Source organism: Nocardioides sp. GCM10028917 (assembly GCF_042666175.1).
In the GTDB taxonomy this organism is placed as follows: domain Bacteria; phylum Actinomycetota; class Actinomycetes; order Propionibacteriales; family Nocardioidaceae; genus Nocardioides.
The window spans coordinates 254,049-277,153 of sequence record NZ_JBHTFL010000013.1 but is presented as its reverse complement, the minus strand read 5'-3'; the positions used below and the strand labels follow the sequence as shown (position 1 = coordinate 277,153).

The window sequence follows — 23,105 nt, the reverse complement described above, 5'->3', positions numbered from 1 at the left end:
GCGAGCGCCGCCTGTCTCTCCTCCACCCTCCGACCCCCGCGGTCGGGCGTGTCGCGCTGGTTACTCGTGACACGACCCCGAAGGGAGGCGGTGATGCTCTGGGTGGCACCCGACGGTTGTCGGATCTGGTCGAGTCTCCGATCACCATGTGATCCGGTGCGGTGCACACAGACGACTGGCTCGATCAAGGAGACGCGATTCAGAAGTCAAGGTGTGCCGCACCCCGGCAACCCGCCGGAGCAACCGGAACATCTTGACAGACTGCGCGCGCCCACGCCAAATCGCAAGGCGGTGGTGCCCATGGTCCGCTGCCGACGTCCCGGAAGGAAACCCCAGCCTACGCTCCGGGCGGCGTGGACGGACAATCGGAGCGGCTCGAGCAACCCCCTTGCCCCGCCCTCCGGGCCGACCTACCGTCGGAGGATGGCCGGCCTGGTCGCGCTCGTCCTCTCCACGCTGATGCTCGCTGCCGCGCTGACCCTCGCCCTGTGCCAGCCGGAGATCGGCCGGGCGGTCCGCCGGGTCCGCACGCGCCTCTCCCCTCCCCCGCCCGAGCCGTCGACCCCGGCGATCGAGGAGCTCGCGGCCGCCCTGCGCCGCGTCCGGCGGCAGGTGCTGGACCCGGCCCCCGGGACGCCGATGGCGCGCCGACGCGGGACCGCGGCGGCGTACGACGACCTGCTGGCCCAGGCGGCGCGCGCGCTCAACGTGCCGGACCTGCTCACCGACCTGCGCGAGGGCACCGACCGCGAGGCCGAGCGGCTCCGGCTCGAGCACCTGCTGCGCGAGGCGGGCCTGGTGCTCGATCAGCCTCGCTCGGACCGGTGGTAGCAGAAGTCGACGATGTCACGGCCGACCTCGCGACCCTTGCGCTCGAAGCGGGTCACCGGCCGCTCGTCCCACCGCTCGACGGGACCGCCCTCCAGCGTCGGCTCGGCGTCCAGGACCTCGCGCATCTGCTCGGCGTAGTCCGCCCAGTCGGTAGCCAGCCGCCACGCGCCGCCCGGCACCAGCCGGGACGAGGCGAGCGCGGCGTTGGCCGGGTTGACCAGCCGCCGCTTGCGGTGCTTGGTCTTGCGCCACGGGTCGGGGAAGAAGGTCCACAGCTCGGCGACACCGGCCGGGCCGAGCAGGTTCTCCAGGGTCCAGACGGCGTCGACGGAGCAGAACCGCACGTTGTCGGCCCCCGCCTCGGCGACGCGCCACAGCGAGTCGGCGACGCCGGGGAGCCACACCTCGAGGGCGAGCACGTTGTGGTCCGGGCGCGCGGCAGCCAGCACCGAGGTCGCCTCTCCGACGCCGGGGCCGATCTCGACGATCAGCGGCGCCTCGCGGCCGAACCACTCCGCGAGGTCGAAGCCGGGCCGGTCGACGGCCTCCTCGGGGATCACCCAGTCGGCGTGGTGCGCGGCCCACGACTCCGCCTGTCGCGGCGTGAACCGGTTCCCCCGCCGCGAGTAGGTGAGCACCTCCCGCATCCGGCGCCCGTCCGCGGTCAGCTTGTGGTGCGGGCGGGCGGGCCGTACGACATCGTTCACGGCGCAATTGTCCCCGGCCCACGGGGGCAGATGCACATCGGCGCTGCCCGGATCGCCTGGCGTGCTCAACCCACGCCCTCGGCGCCCGACGTCGTCTGGACTGACGAGCGAGCAAGCGCGACGAGCGCAGCGAGGCAGCTTGGGAGCGAGGAGGGAAGACGACGTCTTCAGGGGCGCCGAGCACGCGCGAGCGGAGCGAGCGCCAACAACACAGCCGGTTACAGATGCTCGAGCGCCCCTGTCAGCACCGAGCGGAGCCGCTGCTCGATGTCGTCGAACTCCGGCTGGCCGATGATGAGCGGCGGGGCGAGCTGGATGACCGGGTCTCCGCGGTCGTCGGCGCGGCAGTAGAGGCCGGCCTCCCAGAGCGCGCCGGAGAGGTAGCCGCGCAGCAGCCGCTCGGACTCGGCGTCGTCGAACGTCTCCTTGGTCTCGCGGTCCTTGACCAGCTCGATGCCGTAGAAGTAGCCGTGGCCGCGCACGTCGCCGACGATCGGGATGTCGAGGAGCTTCTCCAGGGTCGCCCGGAACGCCGGGGCGTTCTGCTGGACGTGGTCGGTGAGGCCCTCGCGCTCGAAGATGTCGAGGTTGGCCATCGCCACCGCCGAGGAGACCGGGTGGCCGCCGAAGGTGTAGCCGTGGGCGTACGCCGTCGTGCCCGACCTGAACGGCTCGAACAACCGGTCGCTGGCGATCATCGCGCCGATCGGCGAGTAGCCCGACGTCATGCCCTTGGCGCAGGTGATGATGTCGGGCTGGTAGCCGAACTCGGCCGCGCCGAACATCTCCCCCACCCGGCCGAAGGCACAGATGACCTCGTCCGAGACGAGCAGGACGTCGTACTGGTCGCAGATCTCGCGGACCCGCTCGAAGTAGCCGGGCGGCGGCGGGAAGCAGCCGCCGGCGTTCTGCACCGGCTCGAGGAAGACGGCGGCGACGGTGTCGGGACCCTCGAACTCGATCGCCTCGGCGATGCGGTCCGCGGCCCACCGGCCGAAGGCCTTCTCGTCGTCGCCGATGAACTCCGGGCGCCGGTAGAAGTTGGTGTTGGGGACCTTGTGGGCGCCCGGCACGAGCGGCTCGAACATCTCCTTCAGCGGCGGGATGCCGGTGATGGACAGCGCCCCCTGCGGAGTGCCGTGGTAGGCCACGGCGCGGGAGATGACCTTGTGCTTGTTGGGCTTGCCGGTCAGCTTGAAGTACTGCTTGGCCAGCTTCCACGCGGACTCCACGGCCTCGCCGCCGCCGGTGGTGAAGAAGACGCGGTTCAGGTCGCCGGGCGCCATCGCGGCGATGCGGTCGGCCAGCTCGACGGCGCGCGGGTGCGCGAAGGACCAGAGCGGGAAGAACGCCAGCTCCTTGGCCTGCTTCGCGGCCGCCTCGGCCAGCTCCTCGCGGCCGTGGCCGACCTGGACGACGAACAGACCGGCGAGCCCGTCGATGTACTCGCGACCGTGGCTGTCCCAGATCCGGTGGCCCTCGCCCTTCACGATGAGCGGCATCTCGCCGCCCTTCTCGTAGGTCGAGTGCCGGGTGAAGTGCAACCAGAGGTGGTCGCGCCCGGCGGCCTGGTAGTCGAAGGACTCGTCGAAGGGCTTGCCCTCGGTGGAGTGGAGGCTCATCTCGTTCCCCAGTTGTAGTGCTGCTTGTTGAGCTTGAGGTAGACGAAGGTCTCCGAGGAGACCACCCCCTTGAGCTCACGGACCTGACGGATGACGTCGAGCAGGTGCGGGTCGTCCTCGCACACCACCTCGACGAGGAGGTCGAAGCTGCCGGCGGTGGTGACCACGTAGTCGACCTCCGGCACCTCGGCCAGCCGGTCGCCGACCTTCATCGGGTCGCCCTCGGTGCGGACGCCGATCATGGCCTGGCGGGTGAAGCCGACCTGCGTGGGGTCGGTGACCGCGACGACCTGCATCACCTCGGAGTCGAGCAGCTTCTGGACCCGTGCCCGGGCGGCCGCCTCCGACAGCCCGACCGCCTTGGCGATCGCGGCGTAGGAGATCCGGCCGTCCTCCTGGAGCAGCTCGATGATGCGCTTGGCGGTCGCGTCGAGGCGGACCTGTGCCTCACCCATGCCCGTGGCCCCTGCGCTCGCTCATGGCGCCATCGTGGACGTGAGACCGCCGGTTCGCAAGTCACTGAGCGCGGAATCCGCATTTCGGGACTGTTAATTCCGCGATTCCCGCACAATCTTCGGCAACAAGTATGGCGATTGTCGTCCGTCCCGTCCTAGTCTCCCCTCACCGCACCCGACCGGGAGGACCCCGTGACCAGCCCACGCACGCTCCGCAACTTCATCGGTGGCACGTACGTCGACGGCAGCGCCGGCGCGACGAGCGACGTCGTCGACCCGACGACCGGCCAGGTGGTCGCCCAGGCGCCCGTCAGCGGGGCGGAGGAGGTGGACGCGGCCTACGAGGCGGCCGACCGGGCCTTCGGCGAGTGGGGGTCTACGACGCCCAGCGAGCGCCAGCAGGCGCTGCTGAAGATCGCCGACGCGATCGAGGCCCACGCCGAGGAGTTGATCTCCCTCGAGTCGGCCAACACGGGCAAGATCAAGGCGCTCACCGCGAGCGAGGAGATCCCGCCGATGGTGGACCAGCTCCGGTTCTTCGCCGGGGCGGCTCGCGTGCTGGAGGGCAAGGCGGCGGGCGAGTACATGGCCGGCCACACGTCGTGGATCCGTCGCGAGCCGATCGGCGTCGTCGGTCAGGTGACGCCGTGGAACTACCCGCTGCTGATGGCGGTGTGGAAGATCGGCCCGGCCCTCGCCGCCGGCAACACGGTCGTCCTCAAGCCCAGCGACACCACCCCCGAGAGCACGCTGCGGCTGGCCGAGCTCGCCTCGGAGTTCCTCCCGGCCGGGACGCTCAACGTCGTCACCGGCGACCGCGAGACCGGCCGCCTCCTCGTCGAGCACCCGACGCCCGGGCTCGTCGCGATCACCGGCTCGGTCCGCGCCGGCGCGGAGGTCGCGGCCAGCGCCGCCCCGCAGGTCAAGCGGGTCCACCTCGAGCTGGGCGGCAAGGCTCCGGTCGTGGTCTTCGACGACGCCGACATCGAGGCCGCGGTGGAGGGCATCGCGATCGCCGGCTACTTCAACGCTGGCCAGGACTGCACGGCTGCCACCCGCGTCCTCGTCGCCCCCGGCATCCACGACGACTTCGTGGCCGCGCTCGCCGACTACGCGAAGGGCTCGGCACCGGTGGGGCTGCCCGACGACGAGGACGCCCTCTTCGGCCCCGTCAACAACGCCACGCAGCTGGCCCGGGTGAGCCGGTTCATCGAGGACCTGCCGTCCCACGCCACCGTGTCGGCGGGCGGCAACCGTCGTACGGACCTCGGCGACGGGTACTTCCTCGAGCCCACCGTCCTGTCCGGCCTGCGACAGGACGACGAGGCGATCCAGAACGAGATCTTCGGCCCCGTCATCACGGTCCAGCGCTTCACCGACGAGGAGGAGGCGCTCCGCTGGGCCAACGGCGTCGACTACGGCCTCGCGTCGTCGGTGTGGACGAAGGACTTCGGCCGGGCGATGCGGATGTCGAAGGCCCTCGACTTCGGCTGCGTGTGGATCAACACGCACATCCCGCTCGTCGCGGAGATGCCGCACGGCGGCTACAAGAAGTCCGGCTACGGCAAGGACCTCTCGATGTACGGCTTCGAGGACTACACGCGCGTCAAGCACGTCATGGCCAACATCGAGGGCTGAGCGGCGCGCGCCCAGATGGCCGGCATCGAAGCCGGCACAGCCACGACCACCACACCTGCACGACTCGGGGACGAAGCGGAGGAGATGCACCGATGAGACCGATCCCGCGCCGACGGCGCCCCCTGTCCACGCCTGCCGCGGCGCTGACCGCGGCTGCCTCCGGCGGGCTCAGCCGCCGGGCGCTGCTCGGCACCGGCGTGGCGGCGGGCGCCGGCCTGGCGCTCACCGGGTGCGCGCCGCCCGAGCCGCCGGCGGCCGGAGGCATCGCCAGCCTCGACCTGCCCACCGACGTCTCCGACAAGGAGAAGGTCCTCAAGTGGGCCAACTGGACGGCGTACCTCGACATGAACGGCAAGGAGACGAGGTCCCCGACCCTCGATGCGTTCAGGGAGCAGAGCGGCATCGACGTCAGCTACTTCGAGGAGATCGACGACAACGACTCCTACTACGCCAAGGTCGGCCCGCAGCTGCGCGCGGGGCAGGACATCGACCGCGACATCATCACCCTGACCGACTGGATGGCGGCCCGGCTCATCCGGGACCAGGTGGTCCAGCCGCTGGAGCTCATCCAGATGCCCAACGTGGTCAACAACCTGCTGCAGCCGCTCAAGGACGCCTCCTTCGACCCCGGTCGACTCCACTCGATCACGTGGCAGAGCGGCTTCGCGGGCATCGGCTACAACAAGGAGAAGGTCGGTCGCGAGCTGAAGTCCCTCGACGACCTGTGGACCGACGACCTCAAGGGCCGCGTCGTCGTGCTCTCGGAGTATCGCGACACGGCCGGCCTGGTGATGCAGTCCCAGGGCGTCGACATCGAGAGCGACTGGGGGCAGGCGGAGTTCGAGAAGGCGCTCGACTTCATCGAGCAGAAGATCGACGAGGGCTACATCCGCAAGGTCAAGGGCAACTCCTACATGGAGGACCTCACCAGCGGCAACGCGGTGGCCGGCATCACGTGGAGCGGCGACATCTTCGTCCTCGCCTACGACACCGAGGACCCCAACTGGACGTTCACCCTGCCGGAGTCCGGCGGCACGCTGTGGTCGGACAACATGATGGTCCCCATCACCTCGACCCACCGCGCGAACGCCCAGCGGCTGATGGACTACTACTACGACCCGGCGGTCGCGGCGCAGGTGGCCGCGTGGGTCAACTACGTGTGTCCCGTCGAGGGGGCCCAGGCCGAGATGGAGAAGATCGACCCCGACCTGGCCGAGAGCCCGTGGATCTTCCCGACCACGGAGTTCATCGCCGACAACAACGTCCAGCAGTTCCGGGTGCTCGACGCGGACGAGGACATCCTGTACGCCGACCTGTGGTCCACGAAGGTGATGGGGAACTGACATGGCCGGATTTCGCGAAGCGAGCGGCGACCTCCGGCTCGAGGGCGTCACGAAGAGGTTCGGGGACTTCACCGCGGTGGACGGCATCGACCTCGTGGTCCCCCGCGGCACCTTCTTCGCCCTGCTCGGCCCGTCGGGCTGCGGCAAGACGACCACGCTGAGGATGATCGCCGGTCTCGAGCAGCCCACCGCGGGACGGGTGATGATCGGGGACACCGACCTCACCGGCTCCCGGCCCTACGAGCGCCCGGTCAACACGGTGTTCCAGTCCTACGCGCTGTTCCCGCACCTGACGATCCGCGACAACGTCGCCTTCGGGCCCAAGCGCCGCAAGGCCGCCGACGCCGCCGCGCGGACCGACGACGCGCTGGAGCTGGTGCAGATGTCGTCCTTCGCCGCGCGCAAGCCGGCCCAGCTCTCCGGCGGGCAGCAGCAGCGCGTGGCCCTGGCGCGGGCCCTGGTCAACCACCCGGAGGTGCTGCTGCTCGACGAGCCGCTCGGCGCGCTGGACCTCAAGCTGCGCCGCGAGATGCAGGTCGAGCTCAAGCGCATCCAGACCGAGGTGGGGCTCACCTTCATCCACGTGACCCACGACCAGGAGGAGGCCATGACCATGGCCGACACGGTCGCGGTGATGAACAGCGGCCACATCGAGCAGCTCGGCGCGCCGGAGGAGCTCTACGACCTGCCACGCACCCGGTTCGTGGCCAACTTCCTCGGGCAGGCCAACACCGGGGTCGGGACCATCAAGGACGTCGACGGCGACCACCTCGTCGTCAACGTCCTCGGCACGCCCGTGAAGATCCTGAGGTCCCGCTCCCAGGTGCACGAGGGCGAGGTGCTGTTCGGCGTCCGCCCGGAGAAGGTGACGGTGTCGCGCACCCAGCCGGAGGGCGCCGGCAACGACGTCAAGGGCGTAGTCCGCGACGTGTCGTTCCTGGGGGTGGCCACCAGCTACCTGGTCGACATGCCGAGCGGTGCGACCTGGAGCTGCTACGAGCAGAACCTCGACGTCGAGCCGCTCGACCTGCGACCCGGCGACGAGGTCTGGCTGACCTGGAACCCCGGCCACGCGTTCGGTGTGCCCTCGGAGAACCCCGTATGAGCGCGCTCGCGCAGGTGGCGGGCGACCCGGACCTGGAGCCGGCGCCCGCGGCGCCCGTGGCCAGGCAGCGGTCCTGGACGGCCTACCTGCTGATGCTGCCGGGCGTGCTGTGGCTCGGCGTCTTCTTCCTGCTGCCGCTGGTGCAGCTGGCGTCGGTGAGCCTGCAGAGCCGCTACCCCGGCTTCCCGGGCTACTACTACCGCGACCTCAACTTCGCCAACTACGCCAGCGCCCTCACCGACTACGCCCCCCACTTCGCCCGGTCGTTCCTCTACGCCGGCCTGGCCACCTTCCTGGCGTTCGCGGTGGCCTACCCGCTGGCGTACGCCATGGCGTTCAAGGCCGGCAGGTGGCGCAACCTGATGATGATCTGCGTCATCGCGCCGTTCTTCACCTCCTTCATCCTCCGCACGTTCGCGTGGTCGCAGATCCTGGCCGACGAGGGGTGGGTGGCGGGCGTGCTCAACTTCCTGAACGTGCTGCCCGACGGGCACATCATCAACACGCCGATCGCAGTGGTCGCAGGCCTCACCTACAACTTCCTGCCGTTCATGGTGCTGCCCATCTACGCCTCGCTCGAACGCGCCGATCCTCGCGTCATCGAGGCGGGCGGCGACCTCTACGCCAACGGGTTCACGACCTTCCGGACCGTCACGCTGCCGATCTCGATGCCGGGGGTCCTGGCCGGGACGCTGCTCACCTTCATCCCGGCGGCCGGCGACTTCGTCAACATGGAGCTCCTCGGCCCGCAGCGCGGCAAGATGATCGGCAACGTCATCAACGACCAGTTCCTCGCCGTCCCCGGCGGCTACCCGGTGGCCGCGGCGCTGTCCTTCACGCTGATGGCTGCGATCCTCGTGCTGGTCTTCCTCTACGTCCGCCGCTTCGGCACCGAGGAGCTGGTGTGAGATGACCACGACGCGCCCGACCGCGCCCGCGACCTCGAGCTCGCCGACGTCCTACCGGCCGTCCGCCGGCAAGCGGGCCCAGGTCTGGCTGGCCAACCACTTCGCGATGATCAGCGCGATCCTGGTGCTCCTCTACCTCTTCCTGCCGGTCGCCTACACGTTCGCCTTCTCGTTCAACGACCACGGCAAGACCAACATCGTGTGGCAGGGCTTCACGTGGGAGCACTGGCAGGACCCGTGCGGCGTCCAGGGCGTGTGCGAGTCGCTCGTCACCTCGCTGGAGGTCGGCGTGATCTCCACGGTGGTGGCCACGGTGCTCGGCACGCTGATGGCGCTGGCGATGGTCCGCTACCGGTTCCGGGGCAAGGCGGCCAGCAACGTGCTGATCTTCGTGCCGATGGCCACGCCGGAGATCGTCATGGGCGCCGCGCTGCTGACGATCTTCGTGCAGGGCTTCGCCAACATCGGGATCAACCTCGGCTTCGGCACCATCGTCTTCTCGCACATCATGTTCTGCGTCAGCTTCGTGGTGGTCACGGTCCGGGCTCGCATCCAGTCCCTCGACCCACGGGTCGAGGAAGCGGCCCAGGACCTCTACGCGAGCCCGATGCAGACCTTCTGGAGGGTGACCTTCCCGCTGATCCTGCCCGGCATCGCGGGTGCGGCGATGCTCGCCTTCTCGCTGTCCTTCGACGACTTCATCATCACCAACTTCGTCTCCGGCAACGAGTCGACGTTCCCCAAGTTCGTCTACGTCGCCTCGCGGCGCGGCATCCCCGCCGAGGCCAACGTCATCGGCTTCTCGATGTTCGTGATCGCCGTCCTGCTCGTCGTGGGCGCGCAGGGCGTGAGCTCGGTGCGGGCCTCGAAGTACAAGAGCTGATCCCCCTTCCCCTCCCGCTAGGAGAGATCGAGTGTCTGGACCCATACGCGTGCTGATGGTCGGTGCCGGCGGCGTCGGCGACGCCGCGGCCCGGATCGCGGTGGAGCGCGACTTCTTCGAGGCCTGGGTGGTCGCCGACCACGACGTCGGGCGGGCCGAACGCACCGTGGCGGCGGCGCGCGGACGTCGTACGGGCGACGAGCGCTTCAGCGCCGCGCAGGTCGACGCCTCCGACGCCGACGCGGTGACCGCGCTCGCCCGCGAGGTCCGTGCCACCCACGTCTTCAACGCCGTGGACCCCCGGTTCGTGATGCCCATCTTCACCGGCGCGCTCGCCGCGGGGGCCGACTACCTCGACATGGCCATGAGCCTGTCCACGCGCCACCCCGACGCCCCCTACGAGAAGGTCGGTGTGAAGCTCGGCGACGAGCAGTTCGCCCGGGCCGCGGAGTGGGAGGCGGCGGGGCGGCTCGCGCTGCTCGGCATCGGCGTGGAGCCGGGCCTGTCCGACGTGTTCGCCCGCTACGCCGCCGACGAGCTCTTCGACCACATCGACGAGCTCGGCACCCGCGACGGCGCCAACCTCGTCATCCGAGACGACCAGGGCAACGAGGTGTTCGCGCCCGGCTTCTCGATGTGGACCATCATCGAGGAGTGCCTCAACCCGCCCGTCGTGTGGGAGCGGGAGCGGGGAGGTGGCGACCTGGAGGCCGGCTTCTTCACCCTGCCGCCCTTCTCCGAGCCCGAGGTGTTCGACTTCCCCGACGGCATCGGGCCCGTCGAGTGCGTGCACGTCGAGCACGAGGAGGTGCTCCTGATGCCTCGCTGGGTCGAGGCCGACCGGGTCACCTTCAAGTACGGGTTGGGCGAGGAGATGATCGGCATGCTCCGCACCCTGCACACGCTCGGCCTCGACTCGACCGAGCCGGTGTCGGTCAAGGGCGTGCAGGTCTCACCCCGCGACGTGGTGGCGGCGTGCCTGCCCGACCCGGCCACGATCGGGCCGCGGATGGAGGGCAAGACCTGCGCCGGGCTCTTCGTCACCGGCACCGGCAAGGACGGCGCGCCCCGGTCGACGTACCTCTTCCACGTCGTCGACAACGCCGACTCGATGCGCGACTACGGCGCGCAGTGCGTGGTCTGGCAGACCGCGATCAACCCCGTCGTCGCGCTGGAGCTCCTGGCCGACGGCACCTGGTCGGGCAGCGGCGTCCTCGGGCCCGAGGCCCTGCCGCCGAAGCCCTTCCTCGACCTGCTCGCCGCACCCAAGCCGGAGGGCTACGGCTCTCCGTGGGGGATGGAGGACCGAACATGAACACCCCGCCCACGCTCACCCAGGAACGCATCCTGGCCACCGAGATCCCCGGGCCGCGCTCGCAGGCGCTCCAGGCACGCAAGGTCGCGGCCGTCTCCGCCGGCATCGGCACGACGCTGCCGGTCTACGTCGAGCAGGCCGGCGGCGGCATCCTGCGCGACGTCGACGGCAACCAGCTGATCGACTTCGGCTCGGGCATCGCCGTCACCACGGTCGGCAACGCCTCCCCGCGGGTGGTCGAGGCGGTGCAGCGCCAGGTCTCCGACTTCACCCACACCTGCTTCATGGTCACGCCCTACGAGGAGTACGTCGCGGTCTGCGAGAAGCTGACCGACCTGACCCCGGGTGACCACGAGAAGCGGTCCGCGCTCTTCAACTCCGGGGCCGAGGCGGTGGAGAACGCCGTCAAGGTCGCGCGCCACCACACCGGCCGCGACGCGATCGTCGTCTTCGACCACGCCTACCACGGGCGGACGAACCTCACGATGGCGCTGACCGCCAAGACGATGCCCTACAAGCACCGCTTCGGCCCGTTCGCCGGCGAGGTCTACCGGGCACCGATGGCCTACCCCTACCGCTGGCCGGGCGGCGCGGAGGCGTGCGCGGAGGAGGCCTTCGACGCGTTCGTCGCGACCGTGCACACGCAGGTGGGCGAGGACAGCTGCGCCGCAGTGCTCATCGAGCCGATCCAGGGCGAGGGCGGCTTCATCGTCCCGCCGCCCGGGTGGCTCGCGCAGGTGGCGGAGTGGTGCCGCGAGCAGGGCATCCTGCTCATCGCCGACGAGATCCAGACCGGCTTCGCGCGCACCGGCGACTGGTTCGCCTGCGACCACGAAGGTGTGGTCCCGGACCTCGTGACCACCGCCAAGGGGATGGCCGGGGGCCTGCCCCTCGCAGCCGTCACGGGTCGCGCGGACGTGATGGACTCCGTCCACGTCGGCGGCCTCGGCGGCACCTACGGCGGCAACCCGGTCGCCTGCGCCGCTGCGCTCGCCGCGATCGAGACCATGGAGGCCGAGGACCTGCCGGCCCGTGCACGGGAGATCGAGGCCGCCTTCCTGCCGCGTCTCCACGCCCTCGCCGAGCGCCACCCCGACCGGGTGGGCGACGTCCGCGGACGCGGCGCCATGCTGGCGGTCGAGCTCGTCAGCGACGGCCCGGGACGTACGCCGGACCCCGCCCTCGCGGCAGCCGTCCACCGGGCCTGCTCGGCTCAGGGCCTGGTGACGTTGACGTGCGGCACCTTCGGCAACGTGTTCCGGTTCCTGCCGCCGCTCGCGATCGGCGACGACCTGCTCGCCGAGGGGCTCGACGTGTTCGGGGCCGCCTTCGAGGAGGCGGTCGGTGGTCCTGGTGGCAGGGTGGGGTGATGGCCGTGACTGACTCCGTGATCGAGACCGTTCCCACCCAGCTCCTCATCGGCGGCGACTGGGTCGACGCCACCGGGGGCGCGACCTTCGAGGTGCACAACCCGGCCGACGCCGGCGTCCTCACGCGCGTCGCCGACGCCAGGCCGGAGGACGGCCAGCGCGCCCTCGCCGCCGCTGCGGAGGCCCAGCAGGAGTGGCGCGCCACCGAGCCGCGCAAGCGCGGCGAGGTGCTGCGCAGCGCGTTCGAGCTGCTCAACGAGCGGGCCGACGACTTCGCGCGGCTGATGACCCTGGAGATGGGCAAGACGCTGGCCGAGGCGAAGGGCGAGGTGACCTACGGCGCCGAGTTCTTCCGGTGGTTCTCCGAGGAGGCCGTCCGCATCCACGGGCGCTACTCCCCCGCACCGACCGGCAGCACGCGGCTTATCACCATGAAGGGGCCTGTCGGCCCGACGCTGATGATCACGCCCTGGAACTTCCCGCTCGCGATGGGGACCCGCAAGATCGGGCCAGCCATCGCCGCCGGCTGCACGATGGTGGTCAAGCCCGCCGCCGAGACCCCCCTCACGATGCTCGCCCTGGCCGCGCTGCTCGAGGAGGTCGGCCTGCCGCCGGGTGTGCTCAACGTCGTCACCACGACGGACTCCGGCGGCGTCTGCGAGCCGATCATCAAGGACCCGAGGCTGCGCAAGCTCACCTTCACCGGGTCGACGGCGGTCGGCAGGAAGCTCGTCGCCCAGGCCTCCGACCAGCTGCTGCGGGTGTCGATGGAGCTCGGCGGGAACGCGCCCTTCCTCGTCTTCGAGGACGCCGATCTCGACGCCGCCGTCGACGGCGCGATGCTGGCCAAGATGCGCAACATCGGCGAGGCCTGCACCTCGGCCAACCGGTTCCTGGTGCACGAGTCGGTCGCCGCGGAGTTCTCCCGCCGGTTCGCCGAGCGCATGGGCGCCCTGAGGGTCGGGGACGGCACCGAGGACGGGGTGGACGTCGGTCCGCTCATCACCGAGAAGGCCCGCGCCGGCGTCCACGAGCTCGTGGAGGACGCCGTCTCCGGCGGTGCGCGAACGCTCGTCGGCGGCACGGTCCCCGACGGAGCCGGACACTTCTACCCGCCCACGGTCCTGGTCGACGTACCCGCCTCGGCACGGGTGTTCCGCGAGGAGATCTTCGGCCCCGTCGCGCCGGTCTCCACCTTCGGCGACGAGGACGAGGCGGTCCGGCGGGCGAACGACACCGAGTACGGACTGGTCGCCTACGTCTTCACCCGCGACCACGCCCGTGTGCTCCGTGTCAGCGAGGCGCTGGACTTCGGCATGGTCGGCGTCAACACCGGCATCGTGTCCAACCCCGCCGCCCCCTTCGGCGGCGTGAAGCACTCGGGCTACGGCCGCGAGGGCGGCTTCGAGGGGATCGAGGAGTACCTCGAGACCAAGTACGTCGGCAGCGCCCTGTGAGGTGCCCGTGACGACGGTCGACCGGTCCCGGCTGGCCGCCCTGCACGCGGAGGAGGAGCAGCGCTTCGTCGACCTGCACCCCACCTCGGCTCGGCTGGCCCGGGAGGCGGGCGCGCACCTGCTGGCGGGCGTGCCGATGCCGTGGATGACCCGCTGGCCGGGCTCCTTCCCGCTGTTCGTCGAGTCGGCGGCGGGAGGCCGCTTCACCGACGTCGACGGCATCAACTTCGTCGACCTGTGCCTCGGCGACACCGGTTCGATGACGGGCCACTGCCTGCCGGCCGTGGCCGAGGCGGTGCGCGAGCGCACCGAGCGTGGCATCACCACGATGCTGCCCTCGACGGACGCCGCCTGGGTCGCCGGCGAGCTCAGCCGCCGCTTCGGACTCCCCCGGTGGCAGATGGCGATGACGGCCACCGACGCCAACCGCTTCGTGCTCCGCTTCGCGCGCCACCTCACCGGCCGGCCGCGGATCGCGGTGATGGACTGGTGCTACCACGGCACGGTCGACGAGACCCTCGGTGTGCTCGAGCACGGTCGTGCGGGCGACCGGGTCGTCGCACGTCCCGGCGCGCTGGGACCGCAGGTCGACGTCGCCGCCACCACCGCGGTGGTGCCGTTCAACGACCTCGACGCCCTCGACGCCCGGCTCGCGGAGGGCGACGTCGCGTGCCTGCTGATGGAGCCGGCGCTCACCAACATCGGCATCGTGCTGCCCGACGACGGCTACCTCGCCGGCGTCCGGGAGGTGACCCGACGCCACGGCGTGCTGCTCGTGAACGACGAGACGCACACGATCTGCGCCAGCCCGGGCGGCGCGACGGCGGCCTGGGACCTCGAGCCGGACCTGGTGGTCATCGGCAAGCCCATCGGCGGTGGGATCCCGGTCGCGGCCTACGGCATGACCGAGGAGGTCGCCTCTCGGCTCGAGGGTCCGATGCTCGGGCACGACATCGACGTCGCCGGCGTCGGCGGCACCCTGTCCGGCTCGGCCCTCGCCATGGCCGCCGTGCGGGCCACCCTCTCCACCGCCCTGCGGCAGGAGGACTTCGACGTGTCGATCCCGCTGGCCGAGCAGTTCACCGACGGGATCCGGGACGTCATCGCCCAGCACGACCTGCCGTGGCACGTCCAGCGGCTCGGCTGCCGGGCGGAGTACTGGTTCTGCCCGCCGCCGCGCACCGGCGCGGAGGCCGCGGCTGCCGTCGACGAGGAGCTCGACGCGTTCTTCCACCTCTGGACCGTCAACCGCGGCGTGCTGCTGGCTCCGTTCCACAACATGTCGCTCTTCTCGCCGTTCCACGACCGGACGGACGTCGACGCGCACACGTCGGCGTTCCGCGGCGCCGTGGAGGCCCTGCTCGGATGACCGCGCCCGCGGCCGGGCCGCGACGGGTCCCCGGCGACGTGCTGGTGCACCTGCGCCGCACGCGCGACCACCTCGACCGGCACTTCGCCGAGCCCTTCGACCTCGACCACCTCGCACGGCTCGCCGGCATGAGCCGGTACCACTTCATCCGGTCGTTCGCGATGACGTACGGCCCGACGCCGGCGGCGTACCTCGCCGAGCGCCGCGTCGAGCGAGCCCAGGACCTGCTTCGCGCCGCCAACCTGACCGTGACCGAGGTGTGCCACGCCGTCGGCTACAGCAGCCTCGGCTCGTTCAGCTCCCGCTTCCGCAAGATCGTCGGTGAGAGTCCCAGCGACTTCCAGCGGCGCTACGCCGCGGCAGGGAACCCGCGCATCCCCGGGTGCTACGTCTTCATGGCCGGCCTCGTCGAGAGGCACGGTGCGGACACCACCGCAACGCAGGAGAAGCAGGACGGCGCCGGTCGTTCCTAGGCTCGTCCCATGATCACCAACATCTCTCTCATGTCCGTCTGGGTGAAGGACATCGACGAGTCCCTCGCCTTCTACACCGAAGTCCTCGGCTTCGAGGTCGGCGACGACCTGCAGCTCGGTCCCGACTTCCGCTGGTGCACGGTCTTCCACCCCGAGCAACCGGAGGTGCACCTCCACCTGACCACTCCGCGCGGCCCCCTTCCCGACTACCTCATCGAGGCCATGAAGCGCGCGCAGGACGAGGGCGGCCTGCCCGGCATCGGGATGAACGTCGACGACTGCCACGCGACCTACCAGCACCTCAAGGCCAAGGGCGTGGAGTTCCTGCAGGAGCCGGAGGAGCGGCCGTACGGCGTCGAGGCGCTGATGCGCGACAACTCCGGCAACTGGATGGTGCTGGTCGAGAAGCGGGACTACGCCCCCGAGGACTTCGAGGGCGTCGACATGGGCTGACGCGCCGAGCGCGGTCGGCGTACCGTGGACGGATGAGGAGCTGGCTCGTCACCGTCGGCGCGCTGCTGACGGTGCTGGTGCTGGTCCGGCTGGCCTGTGCTGCCCTCCGGGGCGACCTCGCCGAGTGGCGCAGTGCCCGAGGAGCTGCACGGCGCGCGGGGCGCGCACGGCGGCGCGGGGCCGACGTGGTCCCCCTCCACCGGCCGGTCGAGAGGGTGGGCGCCGACCTGCGCCGGCTCCACTCCACCTTCCACCGCGGCGGGATGCGCTTCGCGAAGTACGAGGGCTGCCGGCTGGCCTACGACCGCGTCCTCGGCGAGGCCGCCGACATGATGGGGTGCCCCCACCTGCTGGCGATCCTGCCGCCCGGCGACGAGCTCGACCACGAGCGCCGACGGGTGGAGGGGCTGCTCGTCCAGCACGGCCTGCTCCCGCCGCCGTACGCCGTCTGAGGAACGCTCCCTGCCCAGCGGCGTCCGGTCACGGCTCCGGCGTGCTCCCGAGCACCCCCGCAGCGCGGGCCGCCTCGGCGTACGCCCGGGCGAGCGTGGCGACGGTCTCGTGGGCGTTGAGCCCGGACGGGTTCGGCACCACGAACACGCGCGAGGCGCCCCAGCGTCCGGGCTGCTCGCCGACCCTGGCGCGGGGCTCGCCGAACGCCGTCCGGTAGGCGGTGACGCCGGCCACCGCCACGACCTCCGGACGGCGCTCGGCCACGAGTGCCCGGAGCCGCTCCCCGCCCTCCCGGAGCTCGGCAGCCGTGAGCTCGTCGGCGCGCGCCGTCGCGCGCGGCACCACGTTGGTGATGCCGATCCCTTGGCGCAGGAGGACGTCGCGGTCCTCGTCGGTCATGCCTGCTGCCGGGTCGATCGCAGACGTGAGGATCCCGGCGCGCAGCAACGCGGGGTAGAACCGGTTGCCGGGTCGGGCGAAGTGGGACTGCGTGGCCGCGGTCCACAGTCCCGGGTTGATGCCGACGAACAGCAGCCGCAGCGGCTGGCCGGCGGCCGGGAGGAGGTCGGGGACCTCCACGTCGCGGAAGGTCTCGAGCTCGGCCCTGGTGAACCCCATGGCTCCATCCTGCCGCGGGGCTGGCGGGCCCGCGGACGCCGGTGGCCCGGGCCTGCGCGATCCCCGGATATCCGGGGATCGCGTCGACAACGTGGAAGGTCCGAGTCGCCTGGTGACGCGGACCTTCCACGATGTCCATTCGAGCCGAAGCCCCAAACCCCAGCCCCAGCCCCAGGCCGGGCCGGAGTGGGCTGGTCTCCCACCGGCAGGACGAAGGCCCCGGACCAGCAGGTCCGGGGCCTTCGCAGTGGAGCAGGGTGCCGGTCAGCGACCGGCGGTGATCACTTGGTGATCTTGACGACGCGGCCGGCGCCGACCGTGCGGCCACCCTCGCGGATGGCGAAGCGCAGGCCCTCGTCCATCGCGATGGGCTGGATGAGCTCGACCGACATCTCGGTGTTGTCACCCGGCATGACCATCTCGGTGCCCTCGGGCAGGGTCACAACACCGGTCACGTCAGTCGTACGGAAGTAGAACTGGGGACGGTAGTTGTTGAAGAACGGCGTGTGACGGCCGCCCTCGTCCTTGCTGAGGATGTAGACCGAGGCCTCGAAGTTCGTGTGAGGCGTCGTGGTGCCCGGCTTGATGACGACCATGCCGCGCTCGATGTCCTCGCGCTTGGTGCCACGGAGGAGCAGACCGACGTTCTCGCCCGCCTGGCCCTCGTCGAGGAGCTTGCGGAACATCTCGACACCGGTGACGGTCGACTTCTGGGCGGTCTCGCGGATGCCGATGATCTCGACCTCCTCGTTGACCTTGACGATGCCGCGCTCGATGCGACCGGTGATGACGGTGCCACGACCGGTGATCGTGAAGACGTCCTCGACGGGCATGAGGAAGGGCTTGTCGGTCTCGCGCTCGGGCGTCGGGATGGACTCGTCCACCGCCGTCATGAGCTCGACGATCGAGTCGGCCCACTTCTCGTCACCCTGCAGGGCCGGGAAGGCGGCAACGCGCACCACGGGGATGTCGTCGCCCGGGAACTCGTACTCGGAGAGGAGCTCGCGCACCTCCATCTCGACGAGCTCGATGAGCTCCTCGTCGTCGACCATGTCGCACTTGTTGAGCGCCACGACCAGGGCCGGCACGCCGACCTGGCGGGCGAGCAGCACGTGCTCACGCGTCTGCGGCATCGGGCCGTCGGTGGCGGCGACCACGAGGATCGCGCCGTCCATCTGCGCCGCGCCGGTGATCATGTTCTTGATGTAGTCGGCGTGACCGGGGCAGTCGACGTGCGCGTAGTGGCGCGCCTCGGTCTGGTACTCGACGTGCGCGATCGAGATCGTGATGCCGCGCTGGCGCTCCTCGGGAGCCTTGTCGATCTGGTCGAACGCCGAAGCCTCGTTGAGGTTCGGGTACTTGTCGTGCAGCACCTTGGTGATCGCCGCGGTCAGCGTCGTCTTGCCGTGGTCGATGTGACCGATGGTGCCGATGTTGACGTGCGGCTTGGTCCGCTCGAACTTCGCCTTAGCCACTGGGGCTCCTCCTGATTGTTGTTACTTGACTCGTGGGTGTGGGGTGGTGCTGGTGCCGAGGATCCGGGCGAGGTTACTCGCCGCGGACCTTCTTGATGATCTCGTCGGCGATGTTCGTGGGAACCTCGGCGTACGAGTCGAACTCCATCGAGTACGACGCCTGACCGGAGGTCTTGGACCTCAGGTCGCCAACGTACCCGAACATCTCGGACAGGGGCACAAGGGCGTTGACGACCATGTCGCCGTGACGCTCCTCCTGAGCCTGGATCTGGCCACGGCGCGAGTTGATGTCGCCGATCACGGTGCCCAGGAACGTGTCGGGCGTGGTGACCTCTACGGCGAACATCGGCTCGAGCAGGACCGGCTTTGCCTTGCGTGCGGCCTCCTTGAAGGCCTGGTTGCCGGCGATCTTGAACGCGAGCTCGGACGAGTCGACGTCGTGGTAGGCGCCGTCCTCGAGGGAGAACTTCACGTCGACCATGGGGTACCCGGCGAGCACGCCGAACTCCATGGCCTCCTGGCCACCCTGGTCGACCGAAGGGATGTACTCCTTCGGCACGCGACCACCGGACACGTTGTTGACGAACTCGTAGCCCGCGCCCGTGCCGGTCTCCGGATCGATGTTCGGACCGAGGTTGACGACAACCTTGGCGAACTGACCCGAACCACCGGTCTGCTTCTTGTGGGTGTAGGAGTGCTTCTCGACCGTGTTGCGGACGGTCTCGCGGTAAGCCACCTGCGGCTTGCCGACGGTCGCCTCGACGCGGAACTCGCGCTTCATGCGGTCGACCAGGATCTCGAGGTGCAGCTCGCCCATGCCGGCGATGATCGTCTGGCCGGTCTCTTCGTCGGCCTTGACCGTGAAGGTCGGGTCCTCGTCGGAGAGCCGCTGGATGGCGGTGCCGAGCTTCTCCTGGTCGCTCTTGGTCTTGGGCTCGATCGCGACCTCGATCACCGGGGCCGGGAACGTCATCGACTCGAGGACGACCTGGTTGTTCGGGTCGCTGAGCGTGTGACCGGTCTTGGTGTCCTTCAGACCCATCACGGCGACGATCTGCCCGGCGCCGACCGACGCGATCTCCTCACGCTTGTTGGCGTGCATCTGGTAGACCTTGCCGATCCGCTCCTTGCGGCCGTTGACCGAGTTGACCACGGTCGAGCCGGCCTCGAGCTTGCCCGAGTACACGCGGACGTAGATCAGCTTGCCGAGGTGCGGGTCGGAGGCGATCTTGTAGGCCAGGCCGGAGAACGGCTCGTCGTCGGACGGCTGGCGGACGATGATCTCGTTCTCGTCCTTGACCGAGTGGCCCTGGATGCCGTCGATGTCGAGCGGCGACGGGAGGAACTTGACGACCGCGTCGAGCAGGGGCTGGACGCCCTTGTTCTTGAACGCGGTGCCGCACAGGACGGGGTTCAGCTTGTCGGCGAGCGTGGCGCGACGGATCGCGGCCTCGAGCTCGGCGACGGTGAAGTTCTCGTCGCCCTCCTCGAGGTACTTCTCCATGATCTCGTCGTCGGCCTCGGCGAGCGTCTCGATGAACTTCTCGCGGTACTCCGCAGCCTGCTCGGCGAGGTCGGCCGGGATCTCCTCGACCTCGTAGTCCTCGCCCATGGTGGTCTCGCCGCGCCAGGTGAGGGCACGCATGCCGACCAGGTCGACGACACCGAGGAAGTCGGACTCCGCACCGATGGGGAGCTGGAGCACCAGCGGGGTGGAGTTGAGGCGCTCGACCATCATGTCGACGCAGCGGAAGAAGTCCGCTCCGGTGCGGTCGAGCTTGTTGACGAAGCACATGCGGGGGACGGAGTACTTGTTGGCCTGGCGCCACACCGTCATGGTCTGCGGCTCGACACCGGCAACACCGTCGAACACCGCCACGGCGCCGTCGAGGACGCGCAGCGAGCGCTCGACCTCGGCGGTGAAGTCCACGTGGCCGGGCGTGTCGATGATGTTGATCTGGTGGTCCTTCCACCAGCAGGTCGTCGCGGCGGACGTGATGGTGATGCCGCGCTCCTGCTCCTGCTCCATCCAGTCCATCGTGGCGCCACCCTCGTGGACCTCACCGATCTTGTAGGTGATGCCGGTGTAGAAGAGGATGCGCTCGGTGGTGGTGGTCTTGCCGGCGTCGATGTGCGCCATGATGCCGATGTTGCGGACCTTGTTGAGGTCGGTGGTGATGTCGACAGCCACTGTTGTGTCTCAGTCCCTCGGAAGTTGGTGGGAGCTCGTGGGGTGAGGGGCCGTACGACGCGCGGTGCGGGTCGTACGGCCCCCCGCCATCACCAGCGGTAGTGGGCGAAGGCCTTGTTGGACTCGGCCATCTTGTGGGTGTCCTCGCGCTTCTTCACAGCGGCACCGAGGCCGTTGCTCGCGTCGAGGATCTCGTTCATGAGGCGCTCGGACATGGTCTTCTCGCGGCGGTCGGCGGCGTAGCCCACGAGCCAGCGCAGGGCCAGCGTGGTGGAGCGGTTGGCCTTGACCTCGACGGGGACCTGGTAGGTCGCGCCGCCGACGCGGCGGGACTTGACCTCGATGGCCGGCTTGACGTTGTCCATCGCACGCTTGAGCGTGACGACCGGGTCGGTGCCGGTCTTCTCGCGGCAGCCCTCGAGAGCGGTGTAGACGATGCGCTGCGCCACAGCCTTCTTGCCGTCCTGCAGCACCTTGCTCACGAGCTGGGTGACCAGCTGGGAGCCGTAGACCGGGTCGACGACGAGGGGGCGCTTGGGAGCGGGACCCTTGCGAGGCATTACTTCTCCTTCTTCGCGCCGTAGCGGCTGCGGGCCTGCTTGCGGTTCTTGACACCCTGGGTGTCGAGCGAGCCGCGGATGATCTTGTAGCGAACGCCGGGAAGGTCCTTCACACGGCCGCCGCGGACGAGCACGATCGAGTGCTCCTGCAGGTTGTGACCGACACCCGGGATGTAGGCGGTGACCTCGACGCCACTGCTCAGGCGCACGCGGGCGACCTTGCGGAGGGCGGAGTTCGGCTTCTTCGGGGTGGTCGTGTAGACGCGGGTGCAGACGCCACGGCGCTGCGGGGATCCCTTCAGGGCAGGCGTCTTGTTCTTGGACACCTTGTCCTGGCGGCCCTTGCGGACCAGCTGGTTGATGGTGGGCACCTGGTGGTTCCCTCTCTCTGTCATCTGTTCACGGCTCGGCGCGGTGCCGGGCTCGGGTGTCATGCGTTGTTGCGCGTGCCTGTTGCGAATTCCGTGGCCAGCCGGGCGCGGCATGGGACGCCGCGAATTCCGAGCATGGGCATGGGTCTGGACGTGCCAGACACGAGGATTGAGGCTACTCGTGCGCCACGGCAGAATCAAAATGCCGCTGGTGCCGCCTGGACGACCGGTTCGGGCACGTGGCGGTCACGCTCGCGCCGCGCCCGGTCGAGCCTGAGGTAGAGGCCCGCGGAGAGCGCCACGCCGGCGATCGTGAGCAGCCCTCCGCCCAGCAGCGTCCAGCGTGCGCCGTACTCCTGACCGATCCAGCCGATGATGGGCGCGCCGACGGGCGTGCCGCCCATGAAGATCATCAGGTAGAGGGCCATCACCCGGCCGCGGACCCCGGCGTCGGTGTGCAGCTGCATGTAGGTGTTGGCGCTGGTGATGAAGGTGAGCGCGGTGAGGCCGGTGACCGGCGCGAGCAGCGCGAAGGTGAGGTAGGAGGGCATCAGCCCGGCCAGCATCACCGACGTGCCGAAGGCCAGCGCGGAGCCCACGACGAGGCGGTGGCGGACCTGCGTGCGCCGCGCGGCGAGCAGGGCACCGGTCAGCGAGCCGATGGCCAGGAAGGTGCCGAGGAGGCCGAACTCCTCGGGCCCCTTGCCGTACACCTCGGTGGCCATCAGCGCGGAGGTGATCTGGAAGTTGAGGCCGAAGGTGCCGGCGAAGAAGACCAGGCCCAGCACCAGCAGCAGGTCGGGGCGCGCCCGGACGTAGGCCACGCCCTCCCGGATCGCACCGGGCCCGCGGTCGGCCGGCGCCGCGGCGTCGATCCGGCTGGCGTCGAGGTGGCGCAGCGACCAGATCGGGGCGGCGTACGACACCGCGTTGAGCAGGATGACCCACCCGGTCGCGACCGATCCCCCGCCGAAGACGGCGATGAGCAGGCCGGCGAGCCCGGGGCCGACGAGCCGGGCGGCGTTGAAGCTGGCGGAGTTGAGGCCGACGGCGTTGGTCAGGTCGCCCGGCTCGACGAGCTCGGAGACGAACGACTGCCGGGCCGGGCCGTCGAAGGCCGACGCCGAGCCGAGGACGAAGGCGAGCACGTAGACGTGCCAGACCTCGGCCGTCCCGGTGACGGCGAGCAGGCCGAGGACGGCGGCCGGCAACGCCATGCCGAGGTTGGTGAGCTGGAGCAGTCGCTGCTTGGGCATCCGGTCGGCGACGAGGCCGGCGAACGGCGTCAGGAGCAGGACAGGCAGGAACTGCAGCCCGGTCGTGATGCCGAGCGCGGTGGCGCCGGAACCGGCGGCGAGCTCGAGCACCAGCCAGTCCTGGGCGACGCGCTGCATCCAGGTGCCGGTGTTGGACACGACACCGCCGGCGGCGTACCGGCGGTAGTTCGGGTTGGAGAGGGAGCGGAACGTGGGACTCGTGGTGACTCCTCAGTCGGTCATGGGTCAGGT

Annotated in this window: 21 protein-coding genes and 1 pseudogene; 13 read left to right on the top strand and 9 right to left on the bottom strand. The window is 70.1% G+C overall.

Features of this window, described 5'->3' with window-relative positions; genetic code table 11:
• Positions 1–423 precede the first annotated feature (423 nt).
• Positions 424–831, top strand: a complete 408-nt coding sequence (locus tag ACFQW6_RS21435) for a hypothetical protein (protein ID WP_378550459.1) — start codon at positions 424–426, stop codon at positions 829–831.
• Here the strand turns inward: ACFQW6_RS21435 and ACFQW6_RS21430 are convergent.
• The 3 genes from ACFQW6_RS21430 to ACFQW6_RS21420 all read right to left on the bottom strand — a co-directional run bounded on the left by ACFQW6_RS21430 (position 807) and on the right by ACFQW6_RS21420 (position 3,615).
• Positions 807–1,538 (bottom strand): tRNA (guanine(46)-N(7))-methyltransferase TrmB, encoded by a 732-nt coding sequence (locus ACFQW6_RS21430; RefSeq protein WP_378550456.1) that lies wholly within the window; start codon positions 1,536–1,538, stop codon positions 807–809. The two genes, ACFQW6_RS21435 and ACFQW6_RS21430, sit on opposite strands and share 25 nt — an antisense overlap.
• 218 nt (positions 1,539–1,756) lie before the next feature.
• Positions 1,757–3,160: an aspartate aminotransferase family protein gene (locus ACFQW6_RS21425; protein WP_378550454.1), complete on the bottom strand. Its 1,404-nt coding sequence runs from the start codon at positions 3,158–3,160 to the stop codon at positions 1,757–1,759.
• Positions 3,157–3,615: an Lrp/AsnC family transcriptional regulator gene (locus ACFQW6_RS21420; protein WP_378550451.1), complete on the bottom strand. Its 459-nt coding sequence runs from the start codon at positions 3,613–3,615 to the stop codon at positions 3,157–3,159. The genes ACFQW6_RS21425 and ACFQW6_RS21420 overlap by 4 nt, the downstream gene beginning before the upstream one ends.
• Before the next feature lie 192 nt (positions 3,616–3,807).
• On the opposite strand from ACFQW6_RS21420, the gene ACFQW6_RS21415 reads away from it, so the two are divergent.
• The 12 genes from ACFQW6_RS21415 to ACFQW6_RS21360 all read left to right on the top strand — a co-directional run bounded on the left by ACFQW6_RS21415 (position 3,808) and on the right by ACFQW6_RS21360 (position 16,381).
• Positions 3,808–5,253, top strand: a complete 1,446-nt coding sequence (locus tag ACFQW6_RS21415) for a gamma-aminobutyraldehyde dehydrogenase (RefSeq protein WP_378550448.1) — start codon at positions 3,808–3,810, stop codon at positions 5,251–5,253.
• 92 nt (positions 5,254–5,345) lie between these two features.
• Complete coding sequence (locus ACFQW6_RS21410) at positions 5,346–6,596, top strand: PotD/PotF family extracellular solute-binding protein (protein WP_378550445.1); 1,251 nt, start codon at positions 5,346–5,348, stop codon at positions 6,594–6,596.
• 1 nt (position 6,597) lies between these two features.
• Positions 6,598–7,701, top strand: coding sequence for an ABC transporter ATP-binding protein (locus ACFQW6_RS21405; RefSeq protein WP_378550442.1), 1,104 nt, complete (start codon positions 6,598–6,600; stop codon positions 7,699–7,701).
• The gene (locus tag ACFQW6_RS21400) at positions 7,698–8,609 is read left to right on the top strand and encodes an ABC transporter permease (protein ID WP_378550439.1); all 912 of its coding nucleotides are present in this window, start codon (positions 7,698–7,700) and stop codon (positions 8,607–8,609) included. Before ACFQW6_RS21405 ends, ACFQW6_RS21400 begins: the two co-directional genes overlap by 4 nt.
• Position 8,610: 1 nt before the next feature.
• On the top strand, positions 8,611–9,492 hold the full coding sequence (locus ACFQW6_RS21395; protein WP_378550437.1) for an ABC transporter permease: 882 nt from the start codon (positions 8,611–8,613) through the stop codon (positions 9,490–9,492).
• A 31-nt stretch (positions 9,493–9,523) separates the two neighbouring features.
• Positions 9,524–10,807: a saccharopine dehydrogenase family protein gene (locus tag ACFQW6_RS21390; RefSeq protein ID WP_378550434.1), complete on the top strand. Its 1,284-nt coding sequence runs from the start codon at positions 9,524–9,526 to the stop codon at positions 10,805–10,807.
• Positions 10,804–12,177 carry a 4-aminobutyrate--2-oxoglutarate transaminase gene (gene gabT / locus ACFQW6_RS21385; RefSeq protein ID WP_378550431.1) on the top strand — a complete coding sequence of 458 codons (1,374 nt, stop codon included), beginning with the start codon at positions 10,804–10,806 and terminating at the stop codon, positions 12,175–12,177. Before ACFQW6_RS21390 ends, gabT begins: the two co-directional genes overlap by 4 nt.
• Positions 12,177–13,634, top strand: a complete 1,458-nt coding sequence (locus ACFQW6_RS21380) for an NAD-dependent succinate-semialdehyde dehydrogenase (protein WP_378550428.1) — start codon at positions 12,177–12,179, stop codon at positions 13,632–13,634. Before gabT ends, ACFQW6_RS21380 begins: the two co-directional genes overlap by 1 nt.
• Before the next feature lie 7 nt (positions 13,635–13,641).
• A complete protein-coding gene (locus ACFQW6_RS21375) occupies positions 13,642–15,003 on the top strand; it encodes a transaminase (protein ID WP_378550425.1) in 1,362 nt (453 codons plus the stop codon).
• Positions 15,000–15,476: a helix-turn-helix domain-containing protein gene (locus ACFQW6_RS21370; protein ID WP_378550422.1), complete on the top strand. Its 477-nt coding sequence runs from the start codon at positions 15,000–15,002 to the stop codon at positions 15,474–15,476. The genes ACFQW6_RS21375 and ACFQW6_RS21370 overlap by 4 nt, the downstream gene beginning before the upstream one ends.
• A 9-nt stretch (positions 15,477–15,485) precedes the next feature.
• Positions 15,486–15,929 carry a VOC family protein gene (locus ACFQW6_RS21365; protein WP_378550419.1) on the top strand — a complete coding sequence of 148 codons (444 nt, stop codon included), beginning with the start codon at positions 15,486–15,488 and terminating at the stop codon, positions 15,927–15,929.
• Positions 15,930–15,961: 32 nt separating this feature from the next.
• Positions 15,962–16,381: a hypothetical protein gene (locus tag ACFQW6_RS21360; RefSeq protein WP_378550416.1), complete on the top strand. Its 420-nt coding sequence runs from the start codon at positions 15,962–15,964 to the stop codon at positions 16,379–16,381.
• Between the two features lie 28 nt (positions 16,382–16,409).
• On the opposite strand, the gene ACFQW6_RS21355 is transcribed toward ACFQW6_RS21360, so the two are convergent.
• From ACFQW6_RS21355 to ACFQW6_RS21330, 6 genes and pseudogenes are all read right to left on the bottom strand, one after another.
• Positions 16,410–17,000: a mismatch-specific DNA-glycosylase gene (locus ACFQW6_RS21355; RefSeq protein WP_378550413.1), complete on the bottom strand. Its 591-nt coding sequence runs from the start codon at positions 16,998–17,000 to the stop codon at positions 16,410–16,412.
• Between the two features lie 281 nt (positions 17,001–17,281).
• Entirely contained in the window at positions 17,282–18,475 is a 1,194-nt protein-coding gene (gene tuf / locus ACFQW6_RS21350; RefSeq protein ID WP_300049773.1) for an elongation factor Tu, read from the bottom strand.
• A 73-nt stretch (positions 18,476–18,548) separates the two neighbouring features.
• Positions 18,549–20,615 (bottom strand): elongation factor G, encoded by a 2,067-nt coding sequence (gene fusA / locus ACFQW6_RS21345; RefSeq protein ID WP_378550774.1) that lies wholly within the window; start codon positions 20,613–20,615, stop codon positions 18,549–18,551.
• 140 nt (positions 20,616–20,755) lie between these two features.
• Positions 20,756–21,226: a 30S ribosomal protein S7 gene (gene rpsG, locus ACFQW6_RS21340; protein WP_186342483.1), complete on the bottom strand. Its 471-nt coding sequence runs from the start codon at positions 21,224–21,226 to the stop codon at positions 20,756–20,758.
• Positions 21,226–21,597, bottom strand: a complete 372-nt coding sequence (gene rpsL, locus ACFQW6_RS21335; RefSeq protein ID WP_056906817.1) for a 30S ribosomal protein S12 — start codon at positions 21,595–21,597, stop codon at positions 21,226–21,228. Before rpsL ends, rpsG begins: the two co-directional genes overlap by 1 nt.
• A gap of 197 nt (positions 21,598–21,794) precedes the next feature.
• Positions 21,795–23,051: pseudogene (locus tag ACFQW6_RS21330) on the bottom strand (MFS transporter); the annotation flags it as partial.
• Positions 23,052–23,105: the final 54 nt, after the last annotated feature.